General features: G+C 44.8%; 10 protein-coding genes and 1 pseudogene. 6 read left to right on the forward strand and 5 right to left on the reverse strand.

The window, feature by feature from the left end; all coding sequences use genetic code 11:
- Both H735_RS19235 and H735_RS19240 read left to right on the forward strand, forming a co-directional pair.
- Window positions 1-1,038: flagellin (locus H735_RS19235; protein WP_052268488.1), on the forward strand; the 1,038-nt coding region annotated here is incomplete at its 5' end.
- Between the two features lie 114 nt (window positions 1,039-1,152).
- Window positions 1,153-2,268: pseudogene (locus tag H735_RS19240) on the forward strand (flagellin); the annotation flags it as partial.
- 101 nt (window positions 2,269-2,369) lie between these two features.
- Here H735_RS19240 and crr read toward each other — a convergent pair.
- The 5 genes from crr to cysZ all read right to left on the reverse strand — a co-directional run bounded on the left by crr (window position 2,370) and on the right by cysZ (window position 7,281).
- A complete protein-coding gene (gene crr, locus H735_RS19245; RefSeq protein WP_005425608.1) occupies window positions 2,370-2,879 on the reverse strand; it encodes a PTS glucose transporter subunit IIA in 510 nt (169 codons plus the stop codon).
- A gap of 105 nt (window positions 2,880-2,984) precedes the next feature.
- Entirely contained in the window at window positions 2,985-4,709 is a 1,725-nt protein-coding gene (gene ptsI, locus H735_RS19250) for a phosphoenolpyruvate-protein phosphotransferase PtsI (protein ID WP_020197699.1), read from the reverse strand.
- A gap of 139 nt (window positions 4,710-4,848) precedes the next feature.
- Window positions 4,849-5,106, reverse strand: a complete 258-nt coding sequence (locus H735_RS19255) for an HPr family phosphocarrier protein (RefSeq protein WP_005436894.1) — start codon at window positions 5,104-5,106, stop codon at window positions 4,849-4,851.
- 298 nt (window positions 5,107-5,404) lie between these two features.
- Window positions 5,405-6,373: a cysteine synthase A gene (cysK, locus tag H735_RS19260; RefSeq protein WP_005436896.1), complete on the reverse strand. Its 969-nt coding sequence runs from the start codon at window positions 6,371-6,373 to the stop codon at window positions 5,405-5,407.
- Between the two features lie 167 nt (window positions 6,374-6,540).
- Window positions 6,541-7,281 (reverse strand): sulfate transporter CysZ, encoded by a 741-nt coding sequence (gene cysZ, locus H735_RS19265; RefSeq protein WP_009707253.1) that lies wholly within the window; start codon window positions 7,279-7,281, stop codon window positions 6,541-6,543.
- Between the two features lie 250 nt (window positions 7,282-7,531).
- Between cysZ and zipA the strand changes: the two genes are divergently transcribed.
- From zipA to H735_RS19290, 4 genes are all read left to right on the forward strand, one after another.
- Window positions 7,532-8,488 (forward strand): cell division protein ZipA, encoded by a 957-nt coding sequence (gene zipA, locus H735_RS19270; protein ID WP_020197698.1) that lies wholly within the window; start codon window positions 7,532-7,534, stop codon window positions 8,486-8,488.
- A gap of 88 nt (window positions 8,489-8,576) precedes the next feature.
- Window positions 8,577-10,589 (forward strand): NAD-dependent DNA ligase LigA, encoded by a 2,013-nt coding sequence (ligA, locus tag H735_RS19275; RefSeq protein WP_020197697.1) that lies wholly within the window; start codon window positions 8,577-8,579, stop codon window positions 10,587-10,589.
- Window positions 10,590-11,100: 511 nt separating this feature from the next.
- Window positions 11,101-12,486, forward strand: a complete 1,386-nt coding sequence (locus tag H735_RS19285) for a hypothetical protein (RefSeq protein WP_009707249.1) — start codon at window positions 11,101-11,103, stop codon at window positions 12,484-12,486.
- An 81-nt stretch (window positions 12,487-12,567) separates the two neighbouring features.
- Window positions 12,568-12,930 (forward strand): DUF2799 domain-containing protein, encoded by a 363-nt coding sequence (locus tag H735_RS19290; RefSeq protein ID WP_020197695.1) that lies wholly within the window; start codon window positions 12,568-12,570, stop codon window positions 12,928-12,930.
- The last annotated feature ends 21 nt before the right edge of the window (window positions 12,931-12,951 follow it).

Genomic DNA, 12,951 nt, shown 5'->3' on the forward strand with positions numbered 1-12,951 from the left:
TCTTCAGGTTTCAAAATCAACAGCGCGAAAGACGACGCTGCAGGTCTTCAAATCTCGAACCGCTTGAACGTACAAAGCCGTGGTCTGGATGTGGCTGTTCGTAACGCGAACGACGGTATCTCTATTGCACAAACTGCTGAAGGTGCAATGAACGAGACTACTAACATCCTACAACGTATGCGTGACCTATCTCTTCAATCTGCTAACGGCTCTAACTCAAAATCTGAGCGTGTTGCGATTCAAGAAGAAGTAACGGCACTGAACGACGAACTAAACCGTATCGCTGAAACTACATCTTTCGGTGGTAACCGCCTACTTAACGGTACTTACGGCACTCAATCTTTCCAAATCGGTGCGGACAACGGTGAGGCAGTAATGCTTAACCTAAAAGACATGCGCTCAGACAACAAAATGATGGGCGGCGTGAGCTACCAAGCTGACAACGGTAAAGACAAAAACTGGAACGTTGAAGCTGGCAAAAACGACCTGAAAATCAGCCTGACTGACAGCTTTGGTCAAGAGCAAGAAATCAACATCAGCGCGAAAGCGGGTGACGATATCGAAGAGCTCGCGACGTACATCAATGGTCAGACTGACCTAGTAAAAGCGTCAGTAGATCAAGACGGTAAACTGCAAGTATTTGCGGGTAACAACAAAGTTGAAGGCGACGTTGAATTCTCTGGCGGCCTATCTGGCGAGCTAGGTCTAAGCGACGGTAAGAAAGTAACGGTTGATACTATCGACGTAACATCAGTAGGTGGTGCACAAGAATCTGTGGCTATCATTGATGTGGCATTAAAATACGTAGACAGCCACCGTGCAGAGCTAGGTGCTTTTCAAAACCGTTTCAACCACGCAATCAGCAACTTGGATAACATCAACGAGAACGTGAACGCGTCGAAGAGCCGTATCAAAGATACAGACTTCGCGAAAGAAACGACTCAAATGACCAAGTCACAAATTCTATCGCAAGCGTCAAGCTCAATCCTTGCGCAAGCGAAACAAGCGCCAAACTCAGCGCTAAGCCTACTAGGTTAATTAACCTAATACGACGCGATACAAAAGCCAGGCTCACCCCTGGCTTTTTGCTTATTCAAATCACGCATTAGGTACACCGAATAGGGCAGGTGACAAGGAGTTCGTATCGATTAGATGGTCTCTTTAAATACCAATGTCACTGCGATGATGACGCAGCGGCACCTCAGTCATGCGGCTGAGCAAAACATAGAGTCTCAGCGAAACCTCACCTCGGGTTATCGGATTAACTCCGCCAGTGATGATGCTGCAGGTCTGCAAATCTCCAATACTCTTAATGTTCAAACAAGAGGGCTTGATGTCGCCTTGAGAAATGCGCACGACGCGTATTCGGTGGCACAAACTGCAGAAGGCGCTTTGCATGAGAGCAGTGATATATTGCAACGCTTGCGCTCTCTGGGGCTGCAAGCGGCAGTAGTGACTCAAGTGATCGGCAAAGTATTCAATACGAGGTCGTAGCGCTGCAAGATGAGCTTGATCGTGTCGCGATCACGACGACATTTGCAGATAAAAAACCTGTTTGATGGTTCTTACGGCTCGCAAAGCTTCCATATTGGTGCGAATGCCAACTCTATCTCTCTGACACTGCGAAATATGCGCACTCACATCCCGGAGATGGGAGGGCAGCATTATGTTGGTGATGCAGTCGATAAAGATTGGCGAGTCACTAAAGATAATCAAACTCTTAAATTTGAATACCAAGACAGTAAAGGGCAAACCCAAACAGAATCTATTGGGCTCAAGCTAGGAGATCGCATCGAGCAAGTTGCTACTTATATCAATGCGCAGCAATCGATAGTGAGTGCCTCAGTGACTGAAAACAATGAACTGCAATTCTTTGCCTCGACGCTGAATGCACCTGAAGGTGTAACGTTAGAGGGCAGTTTAGCGGATGAGCTTGATGTTAGTGGTGGTGGTTTAGTCACAATGGATGACATCGATATGTCGACTGTTGGCGGGGCACAGCTTTCAATTGGAGTGATTGACGCGGCAATTAAGTATGTTGATTCACATCGAAGTGAAATAGGCGGCTTCCAAAACCGGGTGAGTGGCACGATGGATAACCTTAATACGGTGAACCGGAGTGTGACTGAATCTAAAGGGCGGATACGCGATACGGATTTTGCTCGAGAATCGACGGATATGGTACGCTCACAAGTGCTGCAAGATGCGACTACCGTATTGTTAGCCCAAGCGAAGCAGAGGCCGAGCTCGGCACTTGGATTGCTTAGTCGAACGGGTTACAGCGATGAACATCGCTCAGGAACAAAAGTTTCAGGTAATAAAAAACGCTGCCAATGGCAGCGTTTTTTTCGTGTTGGGCTAAGTAAAAATTACTTAGTTACACGTAGAACTGGAGTTTCACCAACAGTAACAGAACCAGAAAGCTTGTTCAGCTCTTTGATTTCGTCCATGTTAGAGATAACAACTGGAGTTAGCGTTGATTTCGCTTTCTCTTCTAGAAGAGCTAGGTCGAATTCAATTACAGTGTCGCCAGCTTTAACAGTTTGACCTTCTTCAGCGATACGCTTGAAGCCTTCGCCTTTAAGTTCAACAGTATCGATACCGAAGTGAACGAAAAGCTCAACACCGTCGTCAGACTCGATAGAGAACGCGTGGTTCGTTTCGAAGATCTTACCGATAGTACCGTTTACAGGAGCTACCATTTTGTTACCAGCAGGTTTGATAGCAATACCATCACCAACGATTTTCTCAGCGAAAACAACATCTGGCACATCTTCGATGTTCACGATCTCACCAGAAAGTGGTGCGATGATTTCGATTGCACCTGCGTCAGCGCTGTCGTCAGATACTAGCTTCTTAAGTTTGTCAAACAGACCCATTGTGTCATGCTCCTAACGTTTTATTTAATTCTGTCGAATTATAGTATACCAATCTTTCGAGATAGACGACTTTTTTTAACCGCCTATCTCATTGGAATTAGTTGATTATTGAGTTTTCTCTGCAATGAACTTTTCTACAACTGCTTCGATTTCTGCTGCTGTTGGTAGAGAAAGTGCTTCTTCAGCCATTGCTTTCACTTCTGCGAAGTTAGAGTTACGGATAACTTTCTTAACTTTAGGGATAGAGATACCGCTCATTGAGAACTCGTCTAGACCCATACCTAGAAGTAGAAGTGTTGCACGCTCATCACCTGCTAGCTCACCACACATACCAGTCCACTTACCTTCAGCGTGAGAAGCGTCGATAACTTGCTTGATCACAGTAAGTACAGCTGGTGATAGTGGGTTGTATAGGTGAGAAATCATCTCGTTACCACGGTCAACCGCTAGTGTGTACTGAGTTAGGTCGTTTGTACCGATAGAGAAGAAAGCAACTTCCTTCGCTAGGTGGTGTGCGATAGCTGCTGCAGCTGGAGTCTCAACCATTACACCGATTTCGATGTTTTCGTCGAATGCATGACCTTCAGCGCGTAGTTCTGCTTTGTACTCTTCGATCGCTTTCTTAAGCTCACGGATTTCTTCAACAGAGATGATCATTGGGAACATGATACGTAGTTTACCGTGTGCAGATGCACGTAGGATACCACGTAGTTGGTCACGTAGGATTTCACGACGATCCAAGCTGATACGTACTGCACGCCAGCCTAGGAACGGGTTCATCTCTTTTGGAAGATCCATGTATGGAAGATCTTTGTCGCCGCCGATGTCCATAGTACGGATGATCACAGACTCACCATTCATTGCTTCCGCAACTTCTTTGTAAGCTTGGTATTGCTCTTCTTCAGTTGGAAGTGCATCACGGTCCATGAACAGGAATTCAGTACGGTACAGACCAACACCTTCGCCACCGTTACGGATGATACCGTCACAGTCTTTAACTGTACCGATGTTACCGCAAACTTCTACGCGGTGACCGTCAGTTGTTTCTGCGTGTAGGTCTTTTAGCTTCGCTAGCTCTTCTTTTTCAGCAAGGAATGCAGCTTTAACTGCTTTCGCTTCTTCTAGTTCAGCTTCTGAAGGGTTGATAACGATCTTGTTGTTCATCGCATCAAGAATCAGCATGTCGCCGTTCTTAACTTGCTTAGTGATGTCGTTAGTACCAACGATAGCTGGAAGCTCAAGAGAGCGAGCCATGATTGAAGTGTGAGAAGTACGACCGCCGATGTCACAAGCGAAACCAAGAACGTAATCTAGGTTGATTTGTGCAGTTTCAGATGGCGTTAGGTCGTAAGCTACTAGGATAACTTCTTCATTGATGTCGCTTAGCGAAACAATGTTGATGCCTAGAGCGTTCTTAACGAAACGAGAACCGATGTCACGGATGTCAGTTGCACGTTCTTTCAGGTATTCGTCGTCTAGCGACTCAAGAGCACATGCTTGCTCTTCGATAACTGAATGAATTGCGTGGTCCGCAGACATTTTGTCGTTTTTGATAAGTGCTAGGATTTCTTCTTCTAGCTCTTCGTCTTCAAGAAGCATGATGTGACCTTCAAAGATCGCTTCTTTTTCTTCGCCAAACGTTTCAAGCGCTTTTTGCTTGATAGTTCCTAGTTGAGCAGAAGATTTGTTACGAGCGTCAAAGAAACGTGCAACTTCTGCTTCTACTTGATCATCAGAAATAGTGTTTGTGTTTAGGACAATTTCATCTTCTTGAAGTAGTAGTGCTTTACCGATTGCAATACCTGGAGATGCTAGGATGCCTGAAATCATAGCCTTACCTTAAGTTGGTCAACTTTATAAAACGGGAGAATAATGGGTGCGCTAACGAATAGTATTAGCTTAGTTTTGAGCCTATTTCCAACGAAGCCATTTTGCTTTCACAAAATGGCTTCTGAAATAGGAGACCGAATTAGTGTAGTTGGTCCATTAGAGCAACTAGGTGGTCAACTGCTTGCTGAGCTTGTGGGCCTTCAGCTGAGATAGTAACTAGAGTACCTTTTACTAGGCCTAGTGTTTGTAGCTTGAATAGGCTCTTAGCGCTAGCGCTTTTACCGTTAGAAGTCACAGTGATGTCCGCGTCGAATGCTTTAGCTTCTTTAACGAACTGTGCAGCTGGACGAGTGTGAAGACCGTTTTCTGCTGTGATTTCTACTTGCTTCTCGTACATGTGATATACCCCAATAAATGTATTTTTTTGTTAGTTTGTGACTGAGTTTTAGCTTAACTGCTTTACACCTTGTGCGCTAGCACGGGAGAGTTCAAAGCGTGTCAGAACTGATACTAGTCAAAAGTTTGGTGATTGCGCAACTGTTTGCGTGCGTAATCACTCTGAAACCTTTTTGGTTTAGATTCTTTATTTTGAACCTAAAAATAAAACACCCTGATATTACCAAAGGTGGGGCAGGGATCAACAAAAAAGCCCCTGAACGGGGCTTTTTTAAACGAAAAATTGATTTGACCACATATTACTGTTGGTTCTCTTTCTCGGTAAAGATGCCGGCAAATAGTGCCGTACTTAGGTAACGTTCACCAGAGCTTGGAAGAACCGTTACAATCGTTTTTCCTTCAAATTCAGGGAGTTCTGCAAGGCGGTTTGCCGCAACGACTGCTGCACCTGAAGAAATACCCGCTAGGATACCTTCTTCTTCCATTAGGCGACGAGCCATCTCAATCGCTTCTTCAGACGTTACTTGTTCAACACGGTCTAGAAGTTCTAAATCTAAGTTACCAGGGATGAAACCAGCGCCGATACCTTGGATTTTGTGAGGAGCAGGTTGGATTTCTTCGCCTGCTAGCGCTTGTGCAATCACTGGTGATTCTGCTGGCTCTACTGCCACAGAAGTGATGGCTTTGCCTTTTTCACCTTTGATGTAACGGCTTGTACCAGTGATAGTACCGCCCGTACCAACACCTGCTACGAATACGTCGATTTCACCGTCTGTTGCTTCCCAAATTTCAGGGCCCGTTGTCTTCTCATGAATCTCTGGGTTTGCAGGGTTGTTGAACTGTTGTAGAAGCAGGTATTTGTCTGGATTGCTTGCTACGATTTCTTCTGCTTTCGCAATCGCGCCTTTCATGCCTTTTGCTGCTTCTGTTAGTTCTAGGTTTGCACCTAGTGCTTTAAGAAGTTTACGGCGCTCAAGGCTCATTGATTCAGGCATCGTCAGTGTTAGCTTGTAACCGCGAGCTGCTGCTACGAATGCAAGCGCAACACCTGTGTTACCACTGGTTGGCTCTACTAGCTCAACGCCTGGCTTGAGCGTGCCTGCTTTTTCAGCTTCCCAAATCATGTTTGCACCAATACGGCACTTAACGCTGAAGCTTGGGTTGCGCGCTTCGATTTTCGCTAGAACTTTACCCTTGCTCACTTTGTTTAGGCGAACTAGAGGAGTATTACCAATGGTAAGAGAGTTGTCTTCGTAGATCTTGCTCATAGTGATGTTCCTTCATTACACGTTTTGTGAATATGGATAGAAGAATATGCGGTATAAAAAAAAGGGAAAAGGATTAAAAAGTTATATCTTATGAGGTTGGTCAAGAAATCCACAAAATAACTGAGGAGGCACATTCGTCCTCCTCAATTGGTTTAAAAAGCCACCTATTATTGATGCTTAAATTCGGTAACCCACATCGCGGTTGCGCCACAGACTGCAACAGGCATAACGATAAGGTTGAGAATTGGGATAGTCGTGAATACAGAAACCAACACACCAAACCCATAGGCCTTACCTTGCTTTTGTTTCAATTTGTAACGCATGTCGTTGAAAGGGACTTTGTGGTTATCAAATGGATAGTCACAATATTGAATCGCTAACATCCATGCGGTGAAAATAAACCATAGAAAAGGTCCAACGGTTTGACCTAATGCTGGGATGAGTAAGAGTAAAAACAGACCTATCGCTTTTGGTAACACGTAAAGTAGTTTGCGCCATTCACGGGCCATCACGCGAGGTACATCCTTGATAAGTGCCGCAAAGCCGTCGTCATTGACCTTTTGTCCTGTAAGAGACTCTTCTACTTTCTCTGCCAACAACCCATTAAAAGGCGCAGCAATGAAGTTGGCTAATGTACTAAAGAAGTAGGAGAATGTGGCCAGAATGGTCAACACCAATATTGGCCATAAGATGTAGGTCAGCCAAGAGAGGAACTCTGGCAGCTTACCAATCCAATTCTCGATCCAAACATCGAGATGGGAAAATAAATAGAAGATAGCGCCACCAACAAGCAAAATGTTGGCAAGCAGCGGCAAGACGACAAAACGTCGGATCTCCGGGGAGAGAGCTATTTGAATTCCGTATAGGAAGTAACCGAATCCGGTTCTAGGCTGATTATTCGACTTCATATCCATTTTGTTTCTTGTAAGTGAAAACTCATTGTACCTGTGGATGCTTTTCTTTCAATGCCCTAACAATTTGGGTCTTGTAAAGTGGAATCGTGGCAAGAATCACAACAAAAAGCGGAACTTCTTGCATTAAGTTGTTCTAAACCTACATATAGTTTTGGTAAAGTAAAAGCATCATTCGGATTTATTGCACTTGGGTTACTGCTCAAGGATGTGCGAGTAGTAAGAACAAGTAGATTGAGAGTAAATAATGCAGGAATTGCGATTCGTACTCATTGTTGTTGGCGCATTAGCCATCGCCGCATTGCTATTTCATGGTTTGTGGACAAGCAAAAAAGAAGGCAAAGCGAAATTTGGTAACAAGCCGCTTGGTAAGTTGGACGTTGACCAAGAGGATAAAGACTCCCTAGATCAAGAGCGTGAAATCGCTCCTGCTCCAGAAGACGATTTCGAAATCATCCGCAAAGATCGTAAAGAGCCTGACTTTGGGATGGAAAGTTCTTTCGACAACAAATTTGCCTCTGATCCGCTGATCGATGATGTTCTTGATGTTAGAGAAAAAGAACACAAGGAAGAGCGCGAAATCCCTGCTTTTGTCGCAACGAAGAAAACCGAAGACGAACTAGAGCCTGTTCTGCAAGAGCCAGTACAGTCGTCGGTTGTTGAAGAAGAAATTATTGAACCAGTCTTTGAAGCTCCTGACGTACCAGAAGCGCCAGTTATGCCAGAAGTCGAGGCGACTCCGGTAATGGCTGAAGAAGTGATTGAAGAGCCAAAACCAGAACCTGAAATGCAAGTGATTGTGTTGAACGTTCATTGCGCTGGCGATGAGCCTTTCATCGGCACCAAGCTTTTCGATAGCATGCAGCAAAATGGATTGATTTACGGTGAGATGAATATCTTCCATCGTCATGTTGATTTATCAGGCAATGGCAAAGTGCTATTTAGCGTGGCCAACATGATGCACCCAGGCACTCTAGAACACGGTGACCCAGCTGAATTCAGTACTAAAGGTATTTCGTTCTTTATGACGCTACCTTGCTATGGTGAAGCAGACCAAAACTTCAACCTTATGCTGCGTATTGCACAACAAATCGCTGACGATATGGGCGGTAACGTTTTGGATGATCAACGTAACTTGATGACACCAGATCGATTGGCCTCATATCGACGTCAAATAGTTGAGTTTAATGCTGCTAGCGCATAACCTTAACACCAAATAATGATAGGGCTCCGTTAGGAGCCCTTTTTCTTAGATTCCCAACCTCATTGAACAATATACACGGGGCTTTAATATGTCTGAATCAGTACTTCAGCGACTAGAAGAATTAAAAGAGTCGTTGCATTACCACGCTGTTCGTTACTACGTGGAAGATAACCCAGAGATTCCAGACGCAGAATACGACCGTATGATGCGTGAACTATTGGATATTGAAGCCGAGCACCCAGAGTTGGTGACTGTCGACTCTCCAAGCCAACGTGTTGGTGGTCAGCCACTGTCTGAATTCAGCCAAGTCACTCACGAAGTGCCAATGCTATCTTTGGACAACGCGTTTGATGATGCTGAACTGGATGGTTTTCACAAACGTGCTCAAGACCGTGTCGTTGGCCACACCATTAAACAATACTGCTGCGAGCCTAAGCTTGATGGTTTGGCTGTGAGCTTGCTGTATGAAAATGGCGTTTTGGTACAAGCGGCAACGCGTGGCGACGGTACGACGGGTGAGAACATCACTGAAAACGTACGTACTATCAGCGCTATTCCATTAAAGTTACAAGGCAAAGACTGGCCGACACGTCTAGAAGTGCGCGGTGAAGTGTTTATGCCAAAAGCGGGTTTTGACAAACTTAACGAGAACGCACGAAAAAAAGGCGAGAAAGTTTTTGTTAACCCACGTAATGCGGCAGCAGGTAGCTTACGCCAATTAGATTCCCGTATCACGGCATCACGTCCTCTAAGCTTTTATGCATACAGTGTTGGCGTTGTGGAGGGGGCAACTCTAGCTAACAGTCACTACGAACGATTCTTACAAATCAAATCGTGGGGCTTACCAATGTGTCCAGAAACCAAGCGTGTCGATAGCTTGGAAGAGGTTAAAGCGTACTACCAAGATATTCTTACTCGTCGTGAAGCTTTGGCTTACGAAATTGACGGTGTCGTTATCAAAGTGGATGACATTGCGATTCAAGAGCGTTTAGGTTTTGTCGCTCGTGCTCCTCGTTGGGCTATTGCCTACAAATTCCCGGCTCAGGAAGAAATCACCACACTGAATGAAGTTGAGTTCCAAGTTGGTCGTACTGGCGCGATTACTCCAGTAGCCAAACTTGAACCAGTATTTGTTGGTGGTGTAACAGTCTCTAACGCTACGCTTCATAACGCAGACGAGATTGAGCGTTTACAAGTGATGGTCGGTGACCAAGTCGTGATTCGTCGTGCTGGTGACGTGATTCCACAAGTGGTGTCTGTTATCAAAGAGCGTCGCCCTGAAACGGCTCGTGAAATCCTTTTCCCAGATGCTTGTCCGGTATGTGGCTCTCACGTTGAGCGTATCGAAGGTGAAGCGGTAACACGTTGTACTGGTGGCTTAGTATGTCAGGCGCAACGTAAAGAAGCGTTAAAGCATTTTGTTTCCCGCAAAGCGTTAGACGTAGATGGCCTGGGTGACAAGGTGATTGAACAGCTAGTGGATCGTGAGATGGTTGAAACGCCTGCTGATCTATTTAAGCTTTCTGCGGGCGTTCTGACGGTTCTAGAGCGAATGGGTCCTAAATCGGCAACCAACGTTGTCAATGCGCTTGAGAAATCAAAACTCACTACATTGCCACGCTTTTTGTACTCACTCGGCATTCGTGAAGTAGGGGAGGCAACCGCAGCCAACTTAGCACAACACTTCAAGAATCTGGATGCTATTCAGCAAGCGACAGAAGAGCAATTGATTGAAGTTCAGGATATTGGTGTGATCGTGGCAAAACACATTACGACTTTCTTTGGCGAAGAGAAAAACCAAGCTGTTGTTCGTGACTTGCTAGAACAAGGCATCAACTGGCCAGAGATTGCAGCACCACAAGAAGGTGTTGAATTACCATTGGAAGGCAAGACGGTCGTATTAACTGGCACGCTTTCTCAACTAGGTCGCTCAGAAGCGAAAGAAGCATTACAGAATCTAGGCGCGAAAGTAACGGGTAGTGTATCCAAGAAAACAGACATTCTGTTTGCTGGTGAGAACGCGGGTTCTAAGCTTGCAAAAGCGCAGGAGCTCGGTATCGAGATTCAAACTGAGCAAGACTTACTCAACTTGATGAATTAACGCCTCTCAAAAAAGCTAAAAAATACCTAAAAGCCCCAATTGCCAGTCACTTGGGGCTTTTTCTTTGCAATTAAAAAGTCACTCAATAACCATCTAATTCCGCTGTTTAGTGATTTCAGTGATCAGGATCGACCCTTCAACGATTCATCTCCTATAGGCCAAAGTCTGCGATCAACTTCAAATTGAGCTTTGTTGTTTTTATCTAAGTAATTGTATTTTAAGTGCTTAATTGCTTGTTGTGTCTTTGGTGTTAAAAATAAGATCTGGATCAACAACTTATATGGAACTTTGGCGTTGGTCATATTTTTTTAGAAAAAAAATAAGTTCCATTTGGATGTTTTTAGATGCGAAGTTAGTCTTAGAGGCGTGGATACACGGTGTGTATGCAGGAACTAAAAAGAACCAATTTAGAAATATTGAGGTTCACTCAGGAATTTACTTCTCTCCTTCGGCGGCCAACTTAAGGTGAGATAGAAAAATACAGCTATATCCATTTTTAGGAGTTTTTTCCATGGACAAATTTTTTAAAGTATCTGCCCTTTCTGCGGCAATGATGGGTGCAGTAGTTGCTGCTCCAGCAATGGCTGAAGATCCATTAGGTCCAGAGTACGCTGGCGCAGTTTCAGAGTTTTTCTCTGAGTCGACTATCAGCGGTAACCTTAACTTTTGGATGCGTGCTCGTGACCGTGGCAATGTAGATGCAAATGGTAACGACACTAAAAAGGTAACGAACCTAGACCACGGTTCTATCTTTGCAAACCTAGGCTTCAACTCTGGCTATGTTGGCGGTGTTGCTGGTCTTGATGTTGTTATCTACAGCACATTCGACATGTGGCAAAACGGTGGTGCAGACCACGAAATGAACTTCTGGGGTGTAAACAACCCATACGATAAAGAAGCGAAAGACAGCGCATGTTCTAATGTATGGACTGACTGTACAGACAACGGCGTTTCATTTGCTACTGCGGCAGCGAAGTTCAAACTAGGTGATTCTGCTACTGCGAAACTTGGTTACTTCCAACCATCTGTACCTAGCTCTCTAGGTGTTAACTGGTCATTCGCTCCTGGTACTTACTTAGGTGGTGAAGTTGGCGGAAAAATCGGTGGTTTTGACCTAGGTTTGGTTGTTGCGACTGAATACAAAGCACCGTGGTTCAAAGAAACTTACGAATTCAGAACAACTAAGGGTGAAGACGCAGGTACACTTTACTCTGTAGGTGGTCGTTACACTCTAGACAACGGTATCTCTCTAGATGCAGCATACGGTGGTCTATCTGATGGTGACCGTTGGAACGCTCACTTTAAAGTGAAAGGTACAACTGAAGGTGGTCTATACTGGTCTCCTCAACTATACATCGTTGATGATAGCGAACAGTACGACAGCACTGCATACCAGCTAGCACTTTTGACAAGCTTCTCTTCTGGTCAGTACTCATACCGTGCTGAAGCGACATACACTGGCGCAGATTCTGGTGACCCAGCAAACGTTGGTAACATGTCTTACCGTCTAACTAGCCAATACGGTGGTTCTAACGGTGCTTACGAAATCTGGTGGAACAACCGTTCTGACTTTAACCACGATGAAGAGCTAGCGGTATTTGGTTCTGTGTCTCGTGACTTCTCTGATATCGGTGGTAAAGGCTTTAGTGCTGGTCTAAGTGGTGCATACGGCTTCGGTTCATCTGCTCAAGGTTACGATGACCTTAGCGAGTACGCATACAGCGTTTTTGCAAACTACGCAATCCAAGCTGGCGCACTTAAAGATGCTCACATCAGCTTCTACTACACTAACTACTACAATGATACAAACGCTCCGAACTGGACAGGTTACACTAACTTGTTCCAAGATGAGGAAGATTTCAAGCTAGTACTAGCAATTCCGTTCTCAGTTAAATAAGCGAACTGAATACACCATATAGTGTCTAAAAAGCTGAGCATACGCTCAGCTTTTTTTGTCTCAGAGACCAAGGAGCTAACCATGAAGAAAGCACTGATCATTCCATTTGTATTATTCTCCCTTCAAGCTTGCAGCACTGCCCCTAAAACTCCAGCCGAGTATTGGTATGGGCAAGGTGAACGGTTTGGCTCAAATGGCTACCGCTACGACAACGATGTTTTAGCGAACTTAAAAGAGAGTGTTTCTTTTGACGAAGCATCCTACAAGGCGGGCTATGAAGCAGGTAAAGCAGAGTACTGTGATCCTTTCAAAGCGTTTGAAAAAGGTATCCAAGGTACTCGTTATACTGACCAATGTGCAGGTCAGCCTCAAGAAGTAATGATCAAAGCGGAATGGCAAAGAGGGTGGGATGCATTTATCGGTGCTGACTTCTACAAGTTCTAAGTTTTTTCATTTAATGGCCAA

Source organism: Vibrio owensii CAIM 1854 = LMG 25443, assembly GCF_000817815.1.
GTDB lineage: Bacteria > Pseudomonadota > Gammaproteobacteria > Enterobacterales > Vibrionaceae > Vibrio > Vibrio owensii.